Annotated in this window: 24 protein-coding genes; 13 read left to right on the top strand and 11 right to left on the bottom strand. The window is 38.9% G+C overall.

Going from position 1 to position 23,587, the window contains the following annotated elements; translation table 11 throughout:
• Nucleotides 1-13: 13 nt before the first annotated feature.
• Together wecB and tviB are read right to left on the bottom strand one after the other, a co-directional pair.
• Entirely contained in the window at nt 14-1,138 is a 1,125-nt protein-coding gene (gene wecB, locus KTH84_RS13680) for a non-hydrolyzing UDP-N-acetylglucosamine 2-epimerase (protein WP_262473607.1), read from the bottom strand.
• A gap of 13 nt (nt 1,139-1,151) precedes the next feature.
• A complete protein-coding gene (gene tviB / locus KTH84_RS13675) occupies nt 1,152-2,426 on the bottom strand; it encodes a Vi polysaccharide biosynthesis UDP-N-acetylglucosamine C-6 dehydrogenase TviB (protein WP_045437380.1) in 1,275 nt (424 codons plus the stop codon).
• Between the two features lie 355 nt (nt 2,427-2,781).
• Here tviB and KTH84_RS13670 point away from each other — a divergent pair, with 355 nt between their 5' ends.
• The 5 genes from KTH84_RS13670 (at nt 2,782) to KTH84_RS13650 (ending at nt 8,178) form a co-directional block, all read left to right on the top strand.
• Nucleotides 2,782-3,882 (top strand): polysaccharide biosynthesis/export family protein, encoded by a 1,101-nt coding sequence (locus KTH84_RS13670; RefSeq protein WP_262473605.1) that lies wholly within the window; start codon nt 2,782-2,784, stop codon nt 3,880-3,882.
• Nucleotides 3,883-3,886: 4 nt separating this feature from the next.
• A complete protein-coding gene (locus KTH84_RS13665; RefSeq protein WP_262473603.1) occupies nt 3,887-4,315 on the top strand; it encodes a low molecular weight protein-tyrosine-phosphatase in 429 nt (142 codons plus the stop codon).
• Nucleotides 4,316-4,333: 18 nt separating this feature from the next.
• A complete protein-coding gene (locus KTH84_RS13660) occupies nt 4,334-6,517 on the top strand; it encodes a polysaccharide biosynthesis tyrosine autokinase (RefSeq protein ID WP_262473602.1) in 2,184 nt (727 codons plus the stop codon).
• 191 nt (nt 6,518-6,708) lie between these two features.
• Nucleotides 6,709-7,434, top strand: a complete 726-nt coding sequence (locus tag KTH84_RS13655) for an FKBP-type peptidyl-prolyl cis-trans isomerase (RefSeq protein ID WP_262473600.1) — start codon at nt 6,709-6,711, stop codon at nt 7,432-7,434.
• 48 nt (nt 7,435-7,482) lie between these two features.
• A complete protein-coding gene (locus KTH84_RS13650; protein ID WP_262473598.1) occupies nt 7,483-8,178 on the top strand; it encodes an FKBP-type peptidyl-prolyl cis-trans isomerase in 696 nt (231 codons plus the stop codon).
• 48 nt (nt 8,179-8,226) lie between these two features.
• Here KTH84_RS13650 and murJ read toward each other — a convergent pair whose 3' ends face one another.
• Both murJ and ampD read right to left on the bottom strand, forming a co-directional pair.
• Nucleotides 8,227-9,777, bottom strand: a complete 1,551-nt coding sequence (gene murJ / locus KTH84_RS13645; RefSeq protein ID WP_209832055.1) for a murein biosynthesis integral membrane protein MurJ — start codon at nt 9,775-9,777, stop codon at nt 8,227-8,229.
• Between the two features lie 72 nt (nt 9,778-9,849).
• Nucleotides 9,850-10,419, bottom strand: coding sequence for a 1,6-anhydro-N-acetylmuramyl-L-alanine amidase AmpD (ampD, locus tag KTH84_RS13640; protein WP_133976024.1), 570 nt, complete (start codon nt 10,417-10,419; stop codon nt 9,850-9,852).
• Nucleotides 10,420-10,590: 171 nt separating this feature from the next.
• Between ampD and nadC the strand changes: the two genes are divergently transcribed.
• Nucleotides 10,591-11,436: a carboxylating nicotinate-nucleotide diphosphorylase gene (gene nadC, locus KTH84_RS13635; protein WP_005049254.1), complete on the top strand. Its 846-nt coding sequence runs from the start codon at nt 10,591-10,593 to the stop codon at nt 11,434-11,436.
• Here nadC and KTH84_RS13630 read toward each other — a convergent pair.
• The 6 genes from KTH84_RS13630 to KTH84_RS13605 all read right to left on the bottom strand — a co-directional run bounded on the left by KTH84_RS13630 (nt 11,433) and on the right by KTH84_RS13605 (nt 17,566).
• Nucleotides 11,433-11,600 carry a hypothetical protein gene (locus KTH84_RS13630; RefSeq protein ID WP_005049256.1) on the bottom strand — a complete coding sequence of 56 codons (168 nt, stop codon included), beginning with the start codon at nt 11,598-11,600 and terminating at the stop codon, nt 11,433-11,435. The two genes, nadC and KTH84_RS13630, sit on opposite strands and share 4 nt — an antisense overlap.
• A gap of 397 nt (nt 11,601-11,997) precedes the next feature.
• Nucleotides 11,998-14,163: a phosphocholine-specific phospholipase C gene (locus tag KTH84_RS13625; RefSeq protein WP_262473593.1), complete on the bottom strand. Its 2,166-nt coding sequence runs from the start codon at nt 14,161-14,163 to the stop codon at nt 11,998-12,000.
• Between the two features lie 21 nt (nt 14,164-14,184).
• Nucleotides 14,185-14,409, bottom strand: coding sequence for a hypothetical protein (locus KTH84_RS13620; protein WP_262473591.1), 225 nt, complete (start codon nt 14,407-14,409; stop codon nt 14,185-14,187).
• Nucleotides 14,410-14,452: 43 nt separating this feature from the next.
• Nucleotides 14,453-15,169 (bottom strand): ribonuclease PH, encoded by a 717-nt coding sequence (rph, locus tag KTH84_RS13615; protein ID WP_262473589.1) that lies wholly within the window; start codon nt 15,167-15,169, stop codon nt 14,453-14,455.
• A gap of 174 nt (nt 15,170-15,343) precedes the next feature.
• A complete protein-coding gene (locus KTH84_RS13610) occupies nt 15,344-16,507 on the bottom strand; it encodes a fatty acid desaturase family protein (RefSeq protein WP_262473588.1) in 1,164 nt (387 codons plus the stop codon).
• Between the two features lie 33 nt (nt 16,508-16,540).
• Nucleotides 16,541-17,566, bottom strand: a complete 1,026-nt coding sequence (locus KTH84_RS13605; RefSeq protein WP_262473587.1) for a ferredoxin reductase — start codon at nt 17,564-17,566, stop codon at nt 16,541-16,543.
• Between the two features lie 173 nt (nt 17,567-17,739).
• Between KTH84_RS13605 and KTH84_RS13600 the strand changes: the two genes are divergently transcribed.
• Both KTH84_RS13600 and KTH84_RS13595 read left to right on the top strand, forming a co-directional pair.
• Nucleotides 17,740-18,378 carry a TetR family transcriptional regulator gene (locus tag KTH84_RS13600; RefSeq protein WP_003655781.1) on the top strand — a complete coding sequence of 213 codons (639 nt, stop codon included), beginning with the start codon at nt 17,740-17,742 and terminating at the stop codon, nt 18,376-18,378.
• Between the two features lie 138 nt (nt 18,379-18,516).
• Nucleotides 18,517-19,158 (top strand): TetR/AcrR family transcriptional regulator, encoded by a 642-nt coding sequence (locus KTH84_RS13595; protein ID WP_133976036.1) that lies wholly within the window; start codon nt 18,517-18,519, stop codon nt 19,156-19,158.
• A 93-nt stretch (nt 19,159-19,251) separates the two neighbouring features.
• On the opposite strand, the gene KTH84_RS13590 is transcribed toward KTH84_RS13595, so the two are convergent.
• Nucleotides 19,252-19,869, bottom strand: coding sequence for a thiol:disulfide interchange protein DsbA/DsbL (locus KTH84_RS13590; protein ID WP_133976038.1), 618 nt, complete (start codon nt 19,867-19,869; stop codon nt 19,252-19,254).
• A 180-nt stretch (nt 19,870-20,049) separates the two neighbouring features.
• On the opposite strand from KTH84_RS13590, the gene ubiG reads away from it, so the two are divergent.
• From ubiG to KTH84_RS13565, 5 genes are all read left to right on the top strand, one after another.
• Complete coding sequence (gene ubiG, locus KTH84_RS13585) at nt 20,050-20,763, top strand: bifunctional 2-polyprenyl-6-hydroxyphenol methylase/3-demethylubiquinol 3-O-methyltransferase UbiG (RefSeq protein WP_262473585.1); 714 nt, start codon at nt 20,050-20,052, stop codon at nt 20,761-20,763.
• On the top strand, nt 20,760-21,461 hold the full coding sequence (locus KTH84_RS13580; RefSeq protein ID WP_262473583.1) for an HAD family hydrolase: 702 nt from the start codon (nt 20,760-20,762) through the stop codon (nt 21,459-21,461). The genes ubiG and KTH84_RS13580 overlap by 4 nt, the downstream gene beginning before the upstream one ends.
• 68 nt (nt 21,462-21,529) lie before the next feature.
• Nucleotides 21,530-22,276, top strand: coding sequence for a YciK family oxidoreductase (locus tag KTH84_RS13575; protein WP_042898346.1), 747 nt, complete (start codon nt 21,530-21,532; stop codon nt 22,274-22,276).
• Between the two features lie 218 nt (nt 22,277-22,494).
• Complete coding sequence (locus KTH84_RS13570) at nt 22,495-22,908, top strand: RcnB family protein (RefSeq protein WP_197730953.1); 414 nt, start codon at nt 22,495-22,497, stop codon at nt 22,906-22,908.
• 234 nt (nt 22,909-23,142) lie between these two features.
• Nucleotides 23,143-23,472: an RcnB family protein gene (locus KTH84_RS13565; RefSeq protein ID WP_262473581.1), complete on the top strand. Its 330-nt coding sequence runs from the start codon at nt 23,143-23,145 to the stop codon at nt 23,470-23,472.
• Nucleotides 23,473-23,587 lie beyond the last annotated feature (115 nt).

The raw sequence follows: 23,587 nt of genomic DNA, 5'->3' as shown, positions 1-23,587 counted from the left end.
TAATAAAAATAAATTAATTTCTTTTTAAGAAATCAATAATTTGCTGACAAGAAGTGCCATCACCGTAAGGATTATGTGCAGCAGCCATAGCATTATATAGTGAGGTATTTTCCAATAACTCCGACACTGATTTTTCAATTGTATTTACATCAGTACCCACTAAACGCACAGTACCTGCATCAACAGCTTCTGGTCGTTCAGTAGTATCACGCATAACCAAAACAGGTTTTCCAAGCGAAGGAGCTTCTTCCTGAATACCACCTGAGTCAGTCAGGATAAGATAACTACGATTCATTAAATACACAAATGGCAAATAGTCTTGGGGTTGAATTAAAAAGATATTATCTATACCTGATAGCAATTCATTTACAGGCTTTTGCACATTAGGGTTTAAATGAACGGGGTATACAATTTGGATATCACTATATTTTTTTGCAAGATTAGCTAATGCAGTACAAATATTTAAAAATCCTTGACCAAAGTTTTCACGACGATGACCTGTAACTAAAACTAGCTTTTTACTTTTATCAAGAAATTTAAATTCTTGCTCAAACATCTGAATTAAATCTTCATCTTGTTCAACTTTATCTTTCACTTGCAATAATGCATCAATAACTGTGTTTCCAGTCACAATAATTGTTTCTGGATTAACATTTTCTTTAATTAAATTTTGATAAGACGAGTTCGTAGGCGCAAAATGATAATTTGCCAAAACGCCTGTAAGTTGGCGGTTCGCTTCCTCAGGCCATGGAGAGTAAAGATCACCTGTTCTTAAGCCCGCCTCAACATGCCCAATTTTAATTTTATGATAATACCCAGCCAATGAAGCGGCAAATGTAGTAGCCGTATCACCATGAACTAAAATAATATCTGGCATCCATTGTTCAAAAACTTGCTCCAAGCCTTTGAGTACTCCTGAAGTAACATCAGATAATGTTTGTCCGGGCTTCATTAGATTTAAATCAAAATCGGGTTTTAAATTAAAGAGCTCTAAAACTTGATCCAGCATTTGACGATGTTGCCCAGTTACACAAACTTTGGTTTCGAAGTTTTCAATAGTTTGCTGTAATTTTAAGGCCAATGGCGCCATTTTTATTGCTTCTGGTCTTGTTCCAAATACCAATAAAACTCTTTTCACCTGAACTAATTCCTTATAAACGTATCGATGATTCTTGTTGATCTAATACATATTTCAAATCATAAAGTACATGATTGGTTTTACCTAACGCGTGAAACTCTTCTGCGGTCATTGCTTTAAACTGATCGTGAGCAACGGCAATAACGACCGCATCATACACACCTTGCTTCAATTCTTTAACTGGCGCTAAACCATATTCGTGTTGGACTTCTGTATCATCTACCCACGGATCACAAATATCTAAATCTAAGTCGTACTCTTTAAGGGCTTTAATAAAGTCAATAATTTTTGTATTACGAATATCTGGGCAGTTTTCTTTAAAACTAAGGCCCATTACTAAAATACGGGCACCAACAACCTGAATACGCCGTTTTACCATTTCCTTAATGAGTTGGGTCGCCACATACTCCCCCATACGATCATTTAAGCGACGAGCTGCTAAAATAATTTCTGGGTGCAACCCAATAGACTGGGCTTTATGTGTTAAATAATAAGGATCAACACCGATACAATGCCCACCAACCAGACCTGGTCGAAAAGGTAGGAAATTCCACTTGGTTCCTGCAGCCTTAAGTACATCTTCTGTATCTATACCCAATTTATTAAAAATAAGGGCTAATTCATTAATGAGAGCAATATTGACATCACGTTGCGTGTTTTCAATAACTTTAGCAGCTTCTGCTACTTTTATATTCGGTGCCTTATGAGTTCCTGCTTCAATAATTAGGTTGTATACTTCATCAACATAATCAGCCACTTCAGGAGTCGACCCTGAAGTGATTTTTAAAATATTGGTTACACGATGCAACTTATCACCAGGGTTAATTCGTTCAGGGCTATAGCCTGCAAAAAAGTCTTGGTTAAATTTCAAACCTGAAACTTTTTCCAAAACAGGTATACACACCTCTTCTGTTGCACCCGGATACACAGTAGATTCATAAACGATAACATCCCCCTTTTTAAGCACCTGACCAATACTAGTCGATGCTTTAATTAAAGGTGTGAGATCCGGTTGTTTAAAGTCATCAATTGGTGTTGGAACGGTTACAATAAAAAAGTTACTGTCTTTTAAATCGTTCAAATCCGCGGTATAACTTAATTGCACCGCCTGTTTTAATTCTTGTGTAGAAACTTCTAAGGTATGATCTTTACCGTTTTTGAGCTCATCAATACGTTTTTGATAAATATCAAAACCAACTACGGGTACTTTTTTCCCAAACTCAACTGCCAATGGCAAGCCTACATAGCCCAACCCAATAATTGCTATTTTTAAATTGGCAATTTGCATATAAACGAGCCTTTTTCCTTAGAGTTTATATCTAATAAATCATGCTTTTGGCACTTACAATGCAGCGTACTATATCAGATTTTAAGTTAGCGCCGCACACCAATTGTATAAATGTGTTTACAGCACTTATAAGTAGAATTTATTAGTTTAGCTAAAATAGTACATTTTTAATATTTCTGATAAGTGACTACAGTCTAAATAAGTAGTTCAGATAAACTAAACATACAAAGCTATACGATTTTTCGATGTTTTTTCATCTCTTTTAAGCTAGAATCTGTTCAGCCTGCGTTTAATAGACACTTGTTACTATGCAGTGGACAATATCAATTAAAGATAAATACACAAAGGGTCGCGTGTGAAGTATTGCCAGTTTTTTTCTGTTCTTGCCTTAAGTTTAAGTGCTGCTAGTTGTGCAGTTACCTCCGGTTTACAAACTTATGATATTCCAAGTGAAGGCGTTTATAAAACCGACCTTGGAACTACGGTTAATGTGGTTAAAATTTCACAAGAAACTCTACCCGCAATACAACCTGCACAGGTTGATTATCAACGTGACTATGCAACCCTATTTAAGAGCCAACAGCCAATATATCGTTTAAGTCCTGGGGATGTTCTCTCTATTCAACTTTGGGCTTATCCTGAAATTACTCCACCTGTAAACAATGTCAATAATGAACAATCTGTACAAGCAAGTGGTTACCCAATTGACCAAAGTGGTTATATTCAATTCCCTCTAGTTGGACGTTATAAAGCTTCTGGCAAAACCCTCGCTCAAGTCAATCGCGAACTTCGTAGCCAACTTTCCCGCTTCTTAAAAAACCCAGATGTGATAGTTCGTGTACTATCTTATGAAGGTCAACGTTTCTCTGTGCAAGGTAGTGTCACTAAAGGTGGCCAGTTTTATTTAAGCGATCAACCTGTCAGCATTTATACAGCTTTAGGAATGGCAGGGGGGGTTACTACTATAGGTGATAATACTTATATTCAACTCATTCGAAATGGTCGAACCTATAATTTAAATACGATCGATTTAGAAAAAGCGGGTTATTCGTTACATAAACTTTTGGTTCAACCTAATGACACAATTTACGTTAGTACTCGTGAAAACCAGAAAATTTATGTCATGGGCGAATCTGGTAAAAACCAAGCTTTACCGATGCGAGATCAAGGCATGACCTTAACTGATGCTTTGGGTGAAAGTTTAGGGATTAATCCGAACTCAGCAAGTGCAAGCCGTATTTATGTACTACGAACTAACCCAAATGACCATACAACAGAAATTTATCATTTAAATTTAATGAGCATTGGTGACTTTGGTCTAGCTAATCAGTTTAAGTTACGTAGTAATGATATTGTCTATGTTGATGCAACTGGTTTGACTCGCTGGCAACGTATTGTCAACCAAATTATTCCATTCTCAAATGCGTTATATAACATAGACCGTTTGGGACAATAATATTATGCAGTTTAAGAATATTTTGGTGGTCTGTATTGGAAATATCTGCCGTAGTCCTATGGCAGAGTATTTTTTGAAACAGGAATACCCTCTGTTAAATATAGAGTCTGCAGGCATTTCAGGGCTTGTAGGCCATCAAGCAGACCACAAAGCTCAACTTTGTATGCAACGATTAGGTATTGATATGCAACCACATGTTGCACGTAAACTCAATGCGGAACATATTAAAAAAGCTGACCTTATTTTGGTCATGAGTCACAACCAGCAAAAACATATTGAGCAAACTTGGCCCTTTGCAAAAGGTAAAACTTACCGCTTGGGCCATTGGCAGAATAGAAATGTGCCTGATCCCTACCAGCACGACCAAGCTATTTTTGATGAAACCTGCCACCTCATTCAACAATGTATTGCTGACTGGAAACCTTATATTTAACGCCAAGATTTTAAGCTTATGAACCAAAATACTAATACCGAAGACACAATTGACTTAAAAGAATTGTTTTTTTCTCTGATTGCCCAATGGAAACTTATCGCCCTGTGCATCATTTTGAGTCTTGTGTGTGCACTACTCTATTTACGTGTAACACCAGATACATATTCTGTTGATGCAATGGTTCAGGTGGAAGACAGTAAAGGAGCTTCTGCTGCGCTTTTAGGTGATTTATCACAAATGATTGAGCAAAAATCACCCGCTCAAGCAGAAATTGAGATTTTAAAGTCTCGTCTAGTTTTAGGTTCAGTCATTAAAGATTTACATCTTAATATACGAGTTTCCAGCACAGAAAATACACTTACTCATCGTTTATTAAGTGACATGGAATATAAAACTGAATACACTAAAAAATCAGTTTTATTTAAAGACGACTTAAAAAGTTTTGAGATTCGCCAATTTGAAATACCCGCTTATTACTTAGATAAAAACTTACTACTTAATTTTGATAAAAAATCCTTGCGTTTGACCGACCCTAGTACTGAGCAAACTCTTTTAACAGTACCTCTTAACCAGTTAAATCAAGTTGCAGGTCCACATGGTATTTGGAAAGTTGCAATTTTTACTAAAGATCAACTTGATGCAACCTATAATATTACTAACTTGTCTTTACCTGCCGCTGTAAATACCATTAGTACAAATTATTCAGTCGCAGAAAAAGGTAAGCTTACGGGTGTCTTAGGGTTAAACTATCAAGGTCAAGATAAAGAGCATATTACTCAAGTTTTAAATGCCATTTTGGTAACTTATAGTGCGCAAAATATTGAGCGTCGTTCAGCCGAATCTGCACAAACTTTAAAGTTTTTGGATGAACAACTACCTGATTTGAAAAAACAACTTGATGATGCCGAGCGTCAATTTAATAAGTTCCGTCAACAGTACAATACTGTGGATGTAACAAAAGAGTCTGAGCTGTATTTAACTCAGAGTATTACTTTAGAAACGAAGAAAGCTGAGCTAGAACAAAAGCAAGCAGAAATGGCCGCAAAATATACTGCTGACCACCCTGCAATGCGTGAAATTAATGGGCAGTTAGGTGCTATTAATAAACAAATTGGTGAACTCAATAGTACTTTAAAACAATTACCAGATGTACAACGTCAATATTTACAATTGTATCGCGAGGTTGAGGTAAAAACGCAGCTCTACACTGCTTTATTAAACTCTTACCAACAGCTTCGAATTGCAAAAGCTGGTGAAATTGGTAATATTCGTATTGTGGACACTGCAGTTGAGCCAATTGCCCCAATTAAACCTAAAAAGTTACAAGTCCTTATCTTATCTTTATTCTTAGGCGGTTTTGTTGGCACAATCCTTGCGTTAATGCGCAATATGTTACGTACAGGTATTAAAGATTCTAGTCAAATTGAAAATGAACTGGATTTACCTGTCTATGCAACAGTACCACGTTCTCCAATTCAAGAAAGTCGCGTTAAAATTTTAAAGAAGAAGAAGAATATTCCTATTCTTGCTGTTAAAAATAGTGATGATATTGCAATTGAGAGCTTACGTAGTATCCGTACTGCGATTCACTTTGCTTTAGCAAATGCGAAAAATAATATCATTATGATTGCAGGACCTTCACCAGAAGTAGGTAAATCCTTTATTTCGACTAACCTTGCAACAATTTTTGCGCAAGGTGATAAACGTGTGTTACTGATTGATGCCGATATGCGTCGTGGTTATATGCACAAATATTTTGATGTTGATGTCAAACCAGGTCTTTCTGAATTATTGAGTGGGCAAGCTGATCTTCAACAGACACTTCACAAAACTCAAGTTGCTAACCTTGACGTGATTACACGTGGTAAGAGCCCGACAAATCCATCAGAAATTTTAAGCTCAAACCAATTTAAAGAGTTACTTGAACAGCTACAAAGTCAATATGATCACATCATTATTGATACTCCACCAGTACTTGCAGTAACTGATGGTATTATTATTTCGCAATATACTGGTGTGAACTTAATTGTTGCCCGTTATGCTAAGTCACAAATGAAAGAGCTTGAATTAACACTTAACCGCTTTGAACAAGCGGGTGTTAAAGTCAACGGCTTTATTCTCAATGACATTCAACGTGCTAGCGCGGGTTATGGTTACGGCTATAACTACGCCTATGCTTACAAAGCACAAAAAGAAGATTAAGCGTAAAGTCATAAAAAAACCGGATCAAATGATCCGGTTTTTTATTTAAGATTTTTTTAAGTATATCCCTACTAAAACTAACTAAAATATATAAAAAACCACTCGTTTTTTTTCTTAAACATTCTATGCTTAAGCATGCTAAGATCAAAAGCAGCCTTTTTAGACTCAAATGATTATTTTTGGAACCTTTTATGAGTAAAGCCTTACCCATTGCTGTCGCTGTAGTTTTAGGCGGTGCTGCACTTGTACCAGTATATTATGCAAGCCAACATCCGACCACAGAAGTCGGAAGCAAGGCAAATAAAAATGCCTCTCCAATTGAAAAAATTAGTTATGTTCTTGGATATGAAGTTGCACAGCAAACTCCGCCTGAGCTAGATACAAAAGCATTTGTGAAAGGGATTCATGATGCTCGCAGCAAGCAGCCAAGTGCTTATACTCAAGAAGAGTTAAAAGCTGCTGTAACCGCTTATGAAAAAGAATTGCAGCAAAAAATGCAGCAACAGAATAAACCAGAACAAGCTGCTGGTGCTACTCCTGAATCTGCAGATGCTCAATTCCTTGCAGAAAATAAAACAAAAGCTGGAGTAAAAACTACGGCGTCTGGCTTGCAATATATCATTACTAAAGAAGGCACAGGTAAACAACCTACTGCGCAGTCTATAGTTAAAGTACATTACGAAGGTCGTTTAATTAATGGTCAGGTTTTTGATAGTTCTTATAAACGCGGTGAGCCAGTTGAGTTTCCACTCAATCAGGTTATTCCAGGCTGGACTGAAGGACTTCAATTGATGAAAGAAGGCGGTAAAGCAACGTTCTTCATTCCATCAAATCTTGCCTATGGCCCTCAGGAAGTTCCTGGCATTCCAGCAAACAGTACACTGATTTTTGATGTAGAACTCATTTCAGTGAAATAAAAACATTCAGGAGAGTAGAACATTACTCTCCTTTTTTTGGAAAACGGCATGAAAAAAATTGGTCTAATTATTGCAACATCAACAATGAGTTTATCTGTTCTTGCTGCAACTCCTATAACGAATAAAAGCCCAGCAAAAGAACAATTTAGCTATAGTTATGGCTATTTGATGGGTCGTAATAATACTGATGCATTAACAGATCTAAATCTTGATACTTTTTACCAAGGTCTTCAAGAAGGCGCACAAAGTAAAACAGCACGCCTAACTGATGAAGAAATGGCAAAAGCGATTAATGACTATAAGAAAACCTTAGAAGCTAAACAGTTAGTCGAATTTCAAAAAACAGGTCAACTAAATACCCAAGCAGGTACAGCATTTCTTGCTGACAATGCAAAAAAATCAGGTGTAATCACGACTAAATCTGGCCTTCAATACCAAATATTAAAAGAAGGTAATGGTCAAAAACCGAAAGCCACATCTCGTGTTAAAGTGAATTATGAAGGTCGTTTACTTGATGGGACCGTATTTGATAGTTCTATTGCCCGTAATCATCCAGTTGAGTTTCAGCTCAGTCAAGTCATTGCAGGCTGGACAGAGGGTCTGCAAACCATGAAAGAAGGCGGGAAAACTCGCTTCTTTATTCCGGCTAACCTTGCTTATGGTGAAGTCGGTGCTGGTGATAGTATTGGCCCAAACAGTACTTTAATTTTTGATATTGAATTGCTACAGATTTTACCGAAATAAATTCATCAGATATAAAAAAAGCGATCATTTAAGATCGCTTTTTTATTTTTAGTGTTTTAAGTCTCTAGGACGAAAGCCTGTAACGACGAGAGCAACTAGATAAGCGACTACGCCGACTACACATAATCCAACCACTTCGGCAACACGTAACCATTGTGAAAGTTCACCGTTATACCAATTTAACGCAAACCAAAGTGCTCCAATCATGGCAAGGTTCGCTAAACCATATTGAAGAAACAGCTTTTTCCAATGTGAACCAAATCGGAAAATATTACGCTTATGTAAATAGAAGTAGAGTAAACCTGCATTCACCAAAGCCGAGCCTGAAGATGCCAAAGCAAGTGCCATATGCTCTGCATGCCAATCAATCAGCTTAAAGAAACCAATAAATATAACGTTTAAAATAGCATTCGCTGCAACTGACATTAAACCGACACGTACAGGTGTTTTGGTATCTTGCTGTGCATAGAAACCAGGTGCAAAGACTTTAATCAGCATAAACGAAATCACGCCCGCACTCATACATTGCAGTGCTAAAGCTGTCATTTGTGTATCACGTAGGTCAAATTCGCCACGCTGGAATAATGCCTGAATGATTGGTGTCGAAAGCATAAATAAGGCAATACTTGCTGGTAAGCCAACCAATACAATAATTTTTGCAGCCCAGTCGATCATACCGCGGAACTTTGCTTGATCTTGTTCTGCATGACGGGCAGAAAGTGAAGGTAAAATCACTGTACCAATCGCAACACCAATTAAACCTAACGGCAATTCAGTCATACGCTCTGCACTGTACAGCCAAGATACTGAACCATCTTGCATGAAAGAGGCCCAAATCGTATTTAATAACAGGTTAATCTGGGTAACCGATACACCAAATAAAGCTGGAAGCATTAATTTTAAAATACGCTCTACACCTTCGTGTTTAAAATCAACTTTAGGTGGGATCAGCAGGTTTTTACGCCATAGCTCTGGAATTTGTATCGCTAACTGCAAAACACCCGCCACAACAACTGACCAGCCTAATGCTTTGATCGGTTCAGCCATATACGGCGTAAGCCACCATGCCCCGGCAATCATCGCGACATTCAGCAACACTGGTGAAAAAGCTGGTGAAGCAAACGAACCATAACTATTTAAAATACTGCTGGCAAAAGCAGTCAGCGACATAAACAATAAATAAGGGATGGTCAGACGAAACATGCTGACTGCTAAATCGAACTTTTCAGGATCGCTATGGAAGCCGGGTGCGTACATATAAATGATCGCAGGTGCTAAGACCATAGCCACAAAAGTTAGTAGGGTCATGACTGTTAACAAGCAGCCAAATACCCGACTAATCAAAATCTGCACTTCAGCGTGTGCTCGGCCTGTTTTATATTCAGTTAATACTGGAATAAAGGCTTGAGAAAAGGCGCCTTCGGCAAATAATCGTCGAAAGAAGTTGGGAATACGAAAAGCGACGACGAAGGTATCAAAATCTTTACCCGCACCAAACACGTTGAGCAATACGACGTCACGCACTAACCCTAACACTCGTGACAACATCGTCATTGCACTGACAATAAAAGTCGATCGCCATAATGCCATCGTACTCACCTACAGCTATATTCGAAAGACGCTATTGTAATGAAACTAGAAAATCTTTTCGTTGTGAAATGATGAATGAACTCAACTTTTTTTCTGATCAAGTAATTGTCTAAAGTGCTGCCATTTAAAATAAGGCCCTGGATCAGTTTTTCGGCCTGGTGCAATATCTGAATGCCCGGCAATATGGTTTTTAATTTCAGGATAAGCCTGACGAATGATCTTAACTACATCGGTTAATACGTCGTATTGTACTTCTTCAAAGGGCAAATCATCACTCCCTTCAAGCTCTATACCAATTGAATAATCATTGCATTCTACTTTGGCTAAATAACTCGAACGCCCTGCATGCCATGCCCGATCGTTAAAATTAACAAACTGTAGGACCTCCCCACTACGTAAAATCAGTAAATGCGTAGAAACCTTCATCCCCTCAATGGTCTGAAAATAAGGATGGACTGACCAATCTAACTTGTTTTGAAAAAACTGCTCAATATACCCGCCTCCAAATTGAGACGGCGGCAAACTAATATTATGAACTACGATCATTTGAATTTCGGTACCAGTCGGACGCTGGTTAAAATTTGGAGAAGGGATTTGTCTCGCCCCTTTTAATTGCCCATCTATAACTTCATACGGTGTAATTTGCTTCATTGAGATGCCAATAAATTGCTTGCCAATTGTTTTAGTTTAAAACAGTTATCTACTTTTCAAAGTAGTAAATGCGATTGTTTATCGCGATTAATCTCATAAAACAGCTTATTTTTAAAGTCGACGGTGCTAATATATCGCAAGTTTTAGGGTCATCTACAAAATGGAAACCGTATGAGCATACCTCAGTCTTTGCTTGAACAATCAATTCAAATCAATATTCAACAAGCATTACAAGAAGATATTGGGGACGGTGATATTACCGCTATGCTCACACCTGAAGATGAACAGGCAACAGCAACCATTATCAGCCGTGAAGATATGGTTTTAGCTGGACAGCCTTGGGTTAATGCACTCATCTCAGCTTATGACAATACGGTTCAAGTGACTTGGTTAAAACAAGAAGGTGAGCGTGTTGCTGCAAACGAAGCATTTTTAAAGCTTGCTGGTTCTGCACGTAGCTTACTCACTGTAGAGCGCCCTGCTTTAAACTTTATTCAAACTTTATCTGCGGTTGCGACAAAAACAGCTGAATATGTTCAACAGCTCGAAGGTTTAAATACAAAACTTCTCGATACACGCAAAACCTTGCCAGGCTTACGTATTGCACAAAAATATGCTGTAGCTGTCGGTGGTGGTCAAAACCATCGTTTAGGTTTATTTGATGCGTTCTTAATTAAAGAAAACCATATTATGGCGGCGGGTGGTATTGCTCAGGCAATTGCCAAAGCCCATCAAATTGCACCGGGCAAACCTGTTGAAGTCGAAGTTGAAACTTGGGATGAGCTAAACCAAGCGCTCGAAGCAGGTGCAGATATTGTTATGCTTGATAACTTCAGCCAACAACAAATGATCGATGCGGTGAAACATGTTGCTGGTCGTTGTAAGTTAGAGGCATCAGGTAATATCACCATTGAAAACTTGCGCGAAGTTGCCACTACTGGCGTTGACTACATTTCTATGGGTGTACTGACTAAAGACGTTAGAGCTGTGGATTTATCAATGCGTTTTAATGCTTAAATAAAGTCTACATCGTTATTAGTATTTTTTTGCGACTTGGTCATGTCTGCCGCTTGTGTTTTCTGCCATGCTGACTGAGTCGCTTGTGCCCCACTATCACGTGGGTCAGCAGCCATTAAAACGAATGTCACTACTGCTAATAATACAATAAAACCTTGTAGCATAAATTTTCCCCATTACTTTAAAAAAATCAGGGTTCCAAGGTAAAAGATAAATATGATCAGGCTTAGGAGGTTGTGTTACAAAAGGTAAGTCTTTATTTTTATTATTCATCTACACCACAAGATAGTACCTCTCTTCATTTATATTTCCCAACATTAGATTGTGTGAGATGTCATCTACAACCTGCCCAAAATCTATAAATATATTGTTTTTGCAATAAATCAGATATATGCAGAAAGAGAACAGGTTTTGTAGATGACAAATGCATTTGGTTACTTTGGGCAAAACCAAAGTAACGAATTAGCTACTTCCACTGGATGAATAAATGATAAGACTCCGTCGTGCTAGCTAATTTAAAATAAATTATTAACCCAAAACTTCAGCTTAATCACTCATCCATTACACTAAATAACCCATATATGGATCAGAAATTGAATCTTCTTGGGTTTCAATACGGCCAGCAAAGCGACGGCTAAAAGTAGTATCATCAGCTAATGTCACAGTGAAGTCGTACCAACCACCAAATTCAGACATATCCCAAACCAGTTCTTTTTCAGAATGATCTGTTTCTATGGTCCATGTCTTATTTGCAAGATAAGCATTTGCTTTGACTGTCAGCTTGACTGACTTATTACCATCATGACGCACTTTTAAATACAAATTCGCGTCACATTCTTCCACACACACTCTAATTTCCGGCAATGCTTGAGTCTGGTTAGCTTGACTCAAATTGCCTTTAAATGCTCGGTGGAAACCATTTGGACCGACTACCCACAAATCGTACTGCCCATTTGTAGCATTCCACACATCATCTAACTGTTTACCCGCTTCAACCATATAACGGCGTGGAATCGCTGTAAGATCTAATCGGTTATACACATGGAAAACCGCTGCCTGTTTACCTGTATTTGAAAACATCAGTTTTACAGTCTTTTGTACTGCATCAACTTTAGCACTGGTATGCAAAATATAAGGCAAAGCACGTGAAGGTCTAATGCCCATTTCCTGCTGTGCAAATTGTTGCTGGCTTGGAACCGGAACTTGTGGCAATAAAGCTTGAGCAACACGAATAGCATCGGCTTCTGCTTTTGTTTTCTTACCTACTAACTCATTTACAGGCAAAAGGTTCGGAGTTTTAAAATCAAAAGCTGTAGTTAAATCGCCACACACGGCACGGCGATATGGGCTGATATTCGGCTCTTGCACACCAAAACGCTTTTCTAAGAACTGTAAAATAGAAGTATGGTCAAAAACTTGTGAATTCACCCATCCCCCACGACTCCATGGTGAAATCACATACATTGGAACGCGCACACCCGGTCCATAAACACGTCCATCTGTTGCGGGTTGAGATTTTGCTGTAGCGACTGCTGGATGAGTAAAGTACTCATAAGACACTTGTTGGTCACTTAGAGTCGTTTTCCCCTGAACTACACCTTTTTCATCTTTAGATGGCGCACTTGGTGAAGGAATATGGTCAAAGAAGCCATCATTCTCATCAAAGTTCACCAATAAAACCGTCTGGCTCCACACTTGAGGGTTTTCAGTTAAAGCATTTAATACTTCCTGAATATACCAAGCACCCTGTACAGGACTAGATGGCCCAGGATGTTCACTGTAGGTTGCAGGAGCGACTAACCAACTCACTTGCGGCAATTTACCTTGTGCAATATCAGCTTTAAAAGTTCCTAAAAAACCACCGTCCGGCATGGTGTTAGCAATACCCTTATAAAGCGGCTGTGTTGCATCGATTTTTTCATCGTATTCAGGGCAAACGAGAACATCGTTACTTACAGGTTGCCCCGACTGCTCATTCGCACGGCGGTACTGTTTGAAACCGGCTAGAGGATTGTCGGTAAAGTTATCCGGCATATTCTGGTAGATTTTCCAGCTAACGCCAGCCTGTTGTAAGCGCTCAGGATAGGTCGTCCATTCATAGCCTTCTGTTGATGGTCCAATTCCGTCAAATTCATTTACGACACTGGCAACACCTGCGCCCGTAGGACCATTGGTTCCCGTCCAGATAAATTTACGGTTTGGGTTAGTTCCCGCGTGCATGGCACAGTGGTAAGCATCACAAATCGTAAACGCGTTAGCTAATGCAAACTGATATTCTACTTCCTGTTTTTTGTAGTACCCCATCGATTGCGACTTTTTATAAGCGACCCAATCGCTCATACGACCATTGTCCCAAGCGGCTTGACCATCCGACCATGAATGAGGCGTACCTGAAACGCGCTGTGCATTTCCTAAGCGGCTATCTAAATGGTAAGGCAATATTTTATTTTTCTTCGCATCATATTGCTCCCATACTTTCCGGCCTTCGGTCATTGGAATGGTAAAGCGGTCGCCAAAACCACGTACACCTTTTAGTGTTCCAAAATAGTTATCGAAAGAGCGGTTTTCCTGAGTCAAAATCACAATGTGTTTAACATCTTGAATAGTTCCACTTTCAACTTTGGCATCAATAGCTAAGGCTTTTTGAATACTAAGCGGGAAACTCGCTAACGCTGCTGTCCCAAACATAGTTTTTGTAGAATTTAAAAGAAATTCGCGACGATTCATTAGTTCTATCCTAAGTTCTTATTATGGTGCACAGTGCATTTTGCAATTACTGGTCGGCGGTGTTGTTGGCGATGAATTGTCTGAGTCGTTATCATCGTTACAAGCACTGAGCATAAGTGCTAAAGAGGTAATTAGTAGAAGTGAAAGTTTTCGCATCATTTTTTCCAAACGTTTTAAATGCGAACTACTAATAAAGCCTAAAAGTGACAGGCAAGTGATGTTTTTATGTCGATTTGATGAAGGCATAAAAAAACGCACCCGAAGATGCGTTTTTTTAGAAAGCGTAAAATTACCAGCCTAAAGCTTCTTGTTGCTTTTTAATAAGCTCGGCAATTCCCTTTTCTGCCATTTCTAACATGTCATTGCTTTGTGCACGAGTAAATGGTTTATCTTCAGCTGTACCTTGAATTTCAATAAATTCGCCAGCTTGTGTCATTACTACGTTTAAGTCAGTTTGACAGTTCGAATCTTCTTCATAACAAAGATCAAGTAATACTTCGTCTTGATACATACCCACAGAAATTGCAGCAACTAATCCTTTAAGCGGATCATGCTTAATTTTCTTTTGAGATAACAAAACATTCATAGCATCAACCAATGCTACAGCCGCACCAGTAATTGCTGCCGTACGTGTACCACCATCTGCCTGAATCACATCACAGTCGATGGTAATCGTGTTTTCGCCAAGCTTTTTCAAATCAACCATAGCACGTAAGCTACGGCCAATCAGGCGTTGGATTTCTTGTGTCCGGCCCGACTGTTTACCACGCGCTGCTTCACGGTCACAACGTGAGTGTGTTGAACGCGGTAACATGCCATATTCAGCAGTGACCCAGCCCTGTCCTTTTCCTTTTAAAAACCGTGGAACCGAATTATCGATACTTGCAGTACAAAGGACTTTGGTGTGACCAAACTCAACCAGAACTGAACCTTCTGCGTAACGGGTATAGTTACGTGTGATTTTTACTTCACGTAACTGGTCTAATTCACGTTGGTCAATACGCATAATCCTTCCTAACTTCTCTTAAATACAAATCTGGGTATAGTATAGCAAAGGATTTTGACAGGTTGAGTTTATTCCCTACTTTCAAATGTAAGTCTGCACTTTTAATGACTCAAAAATAAAAATAGCCCCTTAAAAGGAGCTATTTGGAATGTCTTAAATAATGATCTATCTTTATTAAGCAGCTTTGCCAAACATGCCCTTCACCGCCTCAACAAAAGTCCGCTTGGTCGCCACCAAACGATCAACCATATTATCAGGCAAAGAGTGAACAGCCAGACGTTTATACACACTCACAATCTGAGATCCAAAGGGCGCGGTATTGTACTGTTGACCAAACTCTGCACAGACTTCACGTACTTTAGGTGCCATCTCTTGATAGCGGTTGGCAGGTACATCAGGAAACAAGTGATGTTCAATTTGATGACTCAAGTTACCACTCAAGAAATGCATGATTTTACCGCCAGTAAAGTTTGCTGAACCACGAATCTGACGCAAATACCACTCTGCTTTGGTTTCATTATCAATATTGTCAGTGATAATTTCAGAGTCTTCTGTGAAATGACCACAATAAATCACGGTCGATGCCCAGTAGTTACGAATCAAGTTAGCAAAAAAGTTACCCGCCAATACTGGCAAGAACATTGGTCCTGCAATTAGTGGGAACAACACATAATCTTTCCCAAACTGACGTACCATTTTTTTACGTAGATTTTTAGATTCTACATACACTTCTTTCCAAGTTTTGGTGCCATCAAACAACACTTTTTCCATCTCTAGACGTTGCAAAGCTAATAGCCATTCAAAACCCGTTGACAATACAAAACCCATTGGCACGTTGAATAAAAAACGGGGTTCCCACTTTTGCTCACGGCTCATGCGCATCACACCATAACCGCTAATATCATGATCCATGCCAAACACATTGGTATAGGTATGATGCTTATAGTTATGGGTATATTTCCAGTCTTCACCCGTACACACCGTATCCCAGTCATAGGTTGCACCGTTAAGTGCCGGATCATTTAACCAGTCAAACTGACCATGCATCACATTATGACCGAGTTCCATGTTTTCAACGATTTTAGATACGCCTAGCATAGCCGTACCCAACAACCATACTGGTGGAATCCAACCACCAAACATCAACATGCCACGTGATGCAATTTCGGTGTAGCGTACAAAATTACGTACTTTGTAGATATATTTTGAATCTTCTTCCCCAAGATCTTTCATCACTTCAAGACGAATTTCTTCAATACGCCTACCAAAAGCTTCTGTTTGCTCCAGGGTTAAATGTGCCGATTTTGATGCTGCTTTAAGTTCCGCTGCCATATTCATAATGGTATCCTCAAATCTCTTTTATGTTTGTTTTTATAGATCAATCGTGACTGGGCTAAGGGCTTGGTTCACGCATAACTTAATTGCACGATTTGGTTGATCGTCAATTTCACCTGTTAATATATTCTGGGTGACACCACTGACTTTGGTACACGTACATTGGTTGCATACACCCATACGGCAACCATGTTGCGGACGTAAGCCTGCTTGCTCTGCACTGCTTAATAACGTTGTCGTGGCAAGAAAGTTTTGTTGCGAACGACGGAATATGATTGGTTGTGCTTCATTAGACTGTTCGATTTGAACAGGCATGAAAAACTCTTGATGAAGCTGCGACTGAGCATCTTGCTGCGCATAAATTTCTTTTGCCTGTTGCATCATGCCGTGGTGTCCACACACGTACGTTGCAGTCTGCGCGTAATCAGGAACCAACTTTTGCAATAGATCTTCAGTTAAATGCTGCTTTTGTGCAGTGGTATTAAAAAAATGATATTTAAGCTGTGGATGCTTTTCTGCCAAAGCTTTTAATTCAGCATGGAAAACTTCAGCACGGTTGAAATAAATCACGTGAATCTGTTCAAGCTGCTGTTTCAACGCTTGCTGCAATAATGAATAGATCGCAGTAATTCCACTACCTGAAGCAATTAAAATAGCTGGCTGTTGACCTGAATGTAGTGTGAATTCACCTTGTGGCTGTGAAATTGTAACACTCTCACCAACATGTAACAGCTGAGCTGCACTAGACACCAAGCCCTGTACTTTAATACCTAAAGAGATCTCGCCTTCACTCGTCACTTCAATAATTGAATAACTACGCTGTTGGTAAACTCCATCTATAAGTAGAGTTAATAAAATACTTTGCCCAGCACGTACCTGATCGAATTTAAAGTTACGATTCGGTTTAAGCTTAATGAGCACCATATCGGTATGAAGAGACTGAACTGCGGTAACTTTGGCAAGTACCCGTTTCCAAGCCCAAGTCACGTTAATTTTCTGCAAAACAAAATCAACGAAATCTTCTCGAACCCAATGTGGCTGATAATTAAGTGTTGCGTTCATACGTTCCTCTTTTGTATCTGGCTATTTATTTGAGTGAACACATGTTCGTATAGTGAACATATGTACACTATATTTATAACTGTTCACTCAGTCAACACTTGTTCACTATTTTTTTTATGAAAGTTTGCTCTTTTTTGTTAGACTCTGGCTCACGGTTTAAATAGGCTCTTTTAATGTCGATACGGGATGAACGAAAACAGCAAAGTCGTCAGGCACTTCTCGATGCAGCCTTGCATCTGAGCACGTCTGGGCGTTCGTTCAGTAGTATCAGTTTGCGTGAAGTTGCACGTGAAGTTGGTTTAGTACCGACAGCGTTCTATCGTCATTTTCAAGACATGGATGAACTTGGTAAAGAACTGGTTGATCAAGTCGCACTACACTTAAAAAGTGTTTTACATCAATTGGGCCAAAGTTATTTACAACATAAATCGACCAAAACTCAAACCAGCATTGAGCTATTTGTTCAGGCGGTAAATCATAGCCCTAAGCAGTGGCAATTTATGATTTCCGAACGTTGGGGAGGTTCAGAAACGGTCCGTGCAGCAATTGCCCGAGAAATCGAATTTCTAATTGAAGATTTAACGACCGATCTCACCAAACTCGAGAATTTTAAACATATTCAACAACCTCAAGACTTAAATGTCTTATCTACCATTTTGACCAACATGTCATTTACATGGGCAATGACGTGGCTCAACCTATCTAAACAATATCAAGACGAGCAGCTCAAACAACAACAAACTGCCTTTATCGAAAATGCCTCTACACAAGTTCGCTTACTCTTTAGAGGGATTGCAAATTGGGAACGGTAAAAGCGGCAAATGACAAAAAACAGGTTATGTGGTAATACGTAAAGAGAGAAAGAAAAAGGCTAAAAATTTCGAGAAAAGTCTTTTTCTTTTTTACAGGAAGTAAATTATTAGTTAGGCCAAACTGGTGTAGGAATACCTATGAATCTTGATCGTCATACACAGTTTTTGATGCGCAAAGAAAAAATTCTAAGCGTGGCAGAAAAGTTGTTATTAGAAAACAATCAGGAAATTACTCTAGATGAGTTAGTGGCCGAGCTAGATATTGCTAAAGGCACACTTTATAAGCATTTTAGAAGCAAAAATGAGCTTCTACTTGAGTTAATTATTCAAAATGAAAAGCAAATTTTAGAAATTTCTAAAAAATATAATACTGATTTCAAAGAGTACGCTCCTCATTACATGCTTCATCATTTGCTCACGCCTGGAAAAACGATTCTATTGCATCAACTTGAAGAAAGTCTAACGATGACAGAGTCTAAATTGAAACATCTTTTTGAAGAGCTTTACGAAATTCGCCAGCAACGTATTTTAGCAATTAAAGATATTACCGAAAATTATTTAAAATCATTGAATTATGATATGTCGATTCGTGACTATTTGTCTTATATCTGGTCACTGACTTATGGCGCATCACTGCTTTTAAATTCTACTTACTATCAACGCTCGATTGGTTCTCGCCAGAAACTCATTAATCTATATATTAACCAAGCTTTATCCCTACCTACACAAACCGCTAATTTTGATGTTTTAAATTTTCAAATTGATGATGAAAACCAGTAAAATTAATTGAAATATTTTGTGATAATTAACGATAAATTAAATATAAAAATGGGCTTCAAATGAAGCCCATTTTTGAAGTAAAGCCTAAACAACTTATTTGGCTTTACGTTCTTTCTCAATTAAATAATTAAGAACTTGAGTGACTTTACCATCTTCACCCTGCACAACATATTTACCATTTACCACTACAGCAGGTACTCCTGTTAATTGGTACTGCTGAGCAAGTTTATTTGACTCGGCAACTTTTGCAGTCACAGCAAATGAGTTGTAAGTGCTATTAAATTTCTGTTCAGGCACGCCATAACGAGTGAAGAACTTCGCAGCAGAAGCCTGATCAAAAATTTGCTGCCCGTTCACCATAATCGCATGGAACAATGGTAAATGCGTGCGCTTACGTACACCTAGTGCCTCAGATGTATAATATGTACGCGCCCCTTGTTCCCACATTTTATTCATTGCAGCTGGTGTACGTACAAAACGTACATCTTTAGGAATCTGTTTTAACCACGTTTGCATATGCGGTTCAAGTTTAAAACAGTGTGGGCATCCATACCAAAAGAATTCTCGAACCTCAATTTTCCCCGGAACTTCCACTTTGCCTGGATTGGCAATCACGGTGTAGTCTTTACCAGCAACAAAATCTGCTGCCATTGCACTACCCGATACGGCCATAATTGCTGCTGTCAAACCACCCAAAACCAAATTTTTCATTGTTACAGCTTTTCCTCTAAGTTGTTATGCATTAGCTTATGCCCTAAATATAAAACAAATATGCTAAATTCGTTTTGCTTCTGTGAAGTTTTTTATTGGGTTTATCGCTTTTTTCCCAATAATCGCTACACTAACGGCGAACTACATCCAAAAAGATAACTCAAGTTTAGAGGTAGCACCATGTCGCAATTGAATGTTGATTTACAAGAAATCGCAAAATTTGAAGCACTTGCTGCCAAATGGTGGGATCAACATTCTGAATTTCGCCCACTTCATCAAATTAATCCCCTACGTTTAAACTGGATCGATGAACGTGTAGGCGGTCTTGCTGGTAAAAAAGTACTTGATGTCGGCTGTGGCGGCGGTATTTTGGCCGAGAGCATGGCACGTCGTGGGGCAGATGTACTGGGCATTGATATGGGTGAAGCACCGCTAGCTGTAGGCCGTTTGCATGCTCAACAAGACAATGTTCAAAATATTGAATATCGCCAGATTCCTGTAGAAGAATTAGCACAAGAACAAGCAGGCCAATACGATGTGGTGACTTGCATGGAAATGATGGAACACGTTCCAGACCCTGCATCTATTGTAAGAGCGTGTCAGGCTTTGGTTAAACCGGGTGGCCATGTGTTCTTTTCAACCATTAACCGTAACCCCAAATCTTATTTATTTGCCATTATTGGTGCAGAATACGTATTACGCATGTTGCCAAAAGGCACTCACGATTATCATAAATTTATTCGCCCTTCTGAAATGGCCCATGACATTCGTAATGCAGGCCTTACTTTAAAAGAAATGACTGGACTGCATTACAACCCACTTACCAAGCATTACTGGTTAGCGTCCAATGTCGACGTTAACTATATGGTTCATACAATTAATACAGGTGCATGATGAAAGCTGTTTTGTTTGATTTAGACGGTACTCTTATCGATACGGCTGCCGACTTCATTCGTATTATTCAGCAAATGTGCCGTGATGAAAAACGTCCTGTGGTGGAAGCAGATCTGATTCGTACTCAGGTTTCTGAAGGCGCACGTGCAATGGTTAAATTGGTCTATCCAGAGTTGGATGTGACCAATCCAATTTTCTTGGCGCATCGACAAAACTTTTTAGACCTTTACGGTAATAATATTGTGGTTGATACAGAGCTGTTTGTAGGCATGTATCCTCTTTTAGAAGAGCTAGAAGCTCAGCAAATCCCGTGGGGCATTGTGACCAACAAACCACGTGGTTTAAGTGAAGCTCTTTTAGCAAAGTTAAACCTGACTGAACGCTGTGCAGTTTTGGTATGTCCTGAAGATGTTAGTAAAACTAAACCAGACCCTGAACCGATGTATTTGGCTGCTAAACAGTTAAATATTCCGGCAAATGAAATTATTTATGTGGGTGACCACCCGCGTGATATTGATGCTGGTCGAAATGCCAATATGTATACTATATTGGCTGCATATGGCTATTTACCAATCGAACACCGTGATGATCTCGCTGCATGGCAGGCCGATTCGATTGTAAATACAGTGACAGAATTACACGATATGTTACGTCAAAAGCTTCCTGCTCTACAGGAAAATCAGCGTATGATAAGTTAACATAAGAGTTTTATAGGCTTTTTTAACAGTTCTTTGTTTTATCAATATAAAAAGAAGGAGGTTTACCAATGAAATATTCAGAATACCAACCTCGTCCGGATCTACTCAAAGATCGAATTATTTTAATTACTGGTGCTGGCGATGGAATTGGGCGAGCTGCGGCTCTGACTTATGCCCTACATGGCGCAACCGTTGTACTGCATGGTAGAACCTTAAATAAACTTGAAGTTATTTATGATGAAATTGAAAGTCTGGGTGCCCCGCAACCAGCGATTTTACCATTACAACTTTCGAGTGCTTCTGACCGTGATTATGACTTCTTAGTCGATACACTCGAAAAGCAGTTTGGACGCCTAGACGGTATTTTACATAATGCAGGTATTTTAGGTGAACGCGTTGAGCTGGCACATTATCCATCGGAAGTATGGGATGACGTGATGGCTGTTAACTTACGTGCGCCTTTTGCGTTAACTCAAGCTTTATTACCTCTTTTGCAAAAATCAGAAAATGCCTCTGTGGTATTTACCAGCTCTGGTGTAGGCCGTGAAGCACGTGCTTTATGGGGTGCATATTCTGTATCAAAAATCGCAATTGAAGCTGTCAGCAAAATTTTTGCAGCAGAGCATACCTATCCAAACATTCGCTTCAACTGCATTAATCCAGGTGCAACGCGTACTGCCATGCGTGCCAAAGCCTATCCAGAAGAAGATCCGAAAACTTTACCAACACCAGAGTCGATCTTGCCTGCTTACCTCTATTTAATGGGTGAAGATAGCTTGGCGCTCAATGGTCAAAGTATCGACGCACAGGATTAAAGAGTTAACGATGAAAAGCTAAAGAAAATTACAGCCGATCATCAAATCTGGCTTGCCTATACCTGAAAAGATATATACAAGCCTTTTTTATTATTGATAAAAAACTCTTGATCTATCCGTAATTTTAATTGAACCATTAAATGATCTTCACAGTTTCTCTGCATTTTGCGCGTACAGTATTCAACATGAGAGACATCAGATGTAAACGAGGATGCATCATGAAAAAGTTGTTCACCATCTTAACCCTTTCCATAGCCGTACTCACCACAAGTATGGCGAGCTTTGCTGATCCCCCTTTTGACCGAGGTCACGGCCACAAAGGTCCTAAAGGTGGAGGACCACGTGGTGAGTGGAATGATCGTGGGCATAAATTTGACCGTGATAACGATGAAGACCGTGTTCGTGATGAACGCCGTATGCGAGAAGAGCGTGGTTTTGAACGGCTTAAACAGCATCGCTGGCAGCCTGGCTATGTCATGCCACAGCACTATCGTGGCAATGGTTATAAAGTTGACTATAAAGACAGTAACTTGCCTAAACCTGGCCGTAATCAACAATGGTATAAGATCAATAATGACTATATTTTAGTCGACACTGACTCTAACAGCATTGTCAGTATCCGCGGTTTTTAAAGCGATAGAACCTCGCTATCGCTGAGCAAAAAAGGATAAAGCCTTATGGTTTTATCCTTTTTTTATTACTTATCTATTTTAAAAATAAAAAGATTTTTTACATTTCTTATTTTCTTAATTTCTTCTTATTTCATAGCCAGTTTTCACATTTATTCTTCGCAGCCTCCACGATTTATCTGCAATTGTTCACTAATCTTTAGTTATTGAAATTTAATTTATTATTTGAGGTTTACAATGAAAAAACTAACAACAGCGATTGTTCTTTCAATGACTGGTTTAGTTGCATCAACAGCAATGGCGGCACCTAATGACCATAATCATCATGGCAATTATCAAACACATGAAGTAAAAACGGTTAAAGTGATTAAAAAAGATGACCATCGCAATGTTTGGCGAGCAGGTCAGGTTGTACCACACCAGTATCAACATTCACGTTATGTGATTGATTACCGCCAAAATCAAAAATTAACTAAACCGGGTCGCTACCAAAAATGGTACAAGGTGAATGGAAATTATGTCCTTGTGAATGAACAAAGCCATAAAATCATTCGAGTGATTCACTAATTTTAAAAAATTTAAACACCCAAACTTAGATTTGGGTGTTTTTTTATCTAAAACATGCGGCTTTAATCTTTTTTGTTTAGAATCATCTCTATATCTTTTTGCTGTTGATTCGAGA

This window comes from Acinetobacter sp. WU_MDCI_Abxb74, from assembly GCF_025513915.1.
Classification (GTDB): Bacteria; Pseudomonadota; Gammaproteobacteria; order Pseudomonadales; family Moraxellaceae; genus Acinetobacter; species Acinetobacter calcoaceticus_C.
This window is presented reverse-complemented; position numbering and strand designations above follow the sequence as displayed.

What these genes read in the sequence shown, in the direction of transcription:
- tviB (WP_045437380.1), bottom strand. Translation starts at nt 2,426, where the DNA reads ATGCAAATTGCCAATTTAAAAATAGCAATTATTGGGTTGGGCTATGTA.
- KTH84_RS13665 (WP_262473603.1), top strand. Translation starts at nt 3,887, where the DNA reads ATGCAGTTTAAGAATATTTTGGTGGTCTGTATTGGAAATATCTGCCGT.
- KTH84_RS13660 (WP_262473602.1), top strand. Translation starts at nt 4,334, where the DNA reads ATGAACCAAAATACTAATACCGAAGACACAATTGACTTAAAAGAATTG.
- KTH84_RS13655 (WP_262473600.1), top strand. Translation starts at nt 6,709, where the DNA reads ATGAGTAAAGCCTTACCCATTGCTGTCGCTGTAGTTTTAGGCGGTGCT.
- KTH84_RS13650 (WP_262473598.1), top strand. Translation starts at nt 7,483, where the DNA reads ATGAAAAAAATTGGTCTAATTATTGCAACATCAACAATGAGTTTATCT.
- ampD (WP_133976024.1), bottom strand. Translation starts at nt 10,419, where the DNA reads ATGAAGCAAATTACACCGTATGAAGTTATAGATGGGCAATTAAAAGGG.
- nadC (WP_005049254.1), top strand. Translation starts at nt 10,591, where the DNA reads ATGAGCATACCTCAGTCTTTGCTTGAACAATCAATTCAAATCAATATT.
- KTH84_RS13630 (WP_005049256.1), bottom strand. Translation starts at nt 11,600, where the DNA reads ATGCTACAAGGTTTTATTGTATTATTAGCAGTAGTGACATTCGTTTTA.
- KTH84_RS13625 (WP_262473593.1), bottom strand. Translation starts at nt 14,163, where the DNA reads ATGAATCGTCGCGAATTTCTTTTAAATTCTACAAAAACTATGTTTGGG.
- KTH84_RS13620 (WP_262473591.1), bottom strand. Translation starts at nt 14,409, where the DNA reads ATGCCTTCATCAAATCGACATAAAAACATCACTTGCCTGTCACTTTTA.
- rph (WP_262473589.1), bottom strand. Translation starts at nt 15,169, where the DNA reads ATGCGTATTGACCAACGTGAATTAGACCAGTTACGTGAAGTAAAAATC.
- KTH84_RS13610 (WP_262473588.1), bottom strand. Translation starts at nt 16,507, where the DNA reads ATGAATATGGCAGCGGAACTTAAAGCAGCATCAAAATCGGCACATTTA.
- KTH84_RS13605 (WP_262473587.1), bottom strand. Translation starts at nt 17,566, where the DNA reads ATGAACGCAACACTTAATTATCAGCCACATTGGGTTCGAGAAGATTTC.
- KTH84_RS13600 (WP_003655781.1), top strand. Translation starts at nt 17,740, where the DNA reads ATGTCGATACGGGATGAACGAAAACAGCAAAGTCGTCAGGCACTTCTC.
- KTH84_RS13595 (WP_133976036.1), top strand. Translation starts at nt 18,517, where the DNA reads ATGAATCTTGATCGTCATACACAGTTTTTGATGCGCAAAGAAAAAATT.
- KTH84_RS13590 (WP_133976038.1), bottom strand. Translation starts at nt 19,869, where the DNA reads ATGAAAAATTTGGTTTTGGGTGGTTTGACAGCAGCAATTATGGCCGTA.
- ubiG (WP_262473585.1), top strand. Translation starts at nt 20,050, where the DNA reads ATGTCGCAATTGAATGTTGATTTACAAGAAATCGCAAAATTTGAAGCA.
- KTH84_RS13580 (WP_262473583.1), top strand. Translation starts at nt 20,760, where the DNA reads ATGATGAAAGCTGTTTTGTTTGATTTAGACGGTACTCTTATCGATACG.
- KTH84_RS13575 (WP_042898346.1), top strand. Translation starts at nt 21,530, where the DNA reads ATGAAATATTCAGAATACCAACCTCGTCCGGATCTACTCAAAGATCGA.
- KTH84_RS13570 (WP_197730953.1), top strand. Translation starts at nt 22,495, where the DNA reads ATGAAAAAGTTGTTCACCATCTTAACCCTTTCCATAGCCGTACTCACC.
- KTH84_RS13565 (WP_262473581.1), top strand. Translation starts at nt 23,143, where the DNA reads ATGAAAAAACTAACAACAGCGATTGTTCTTTCAATGACTGGTTTAGTT.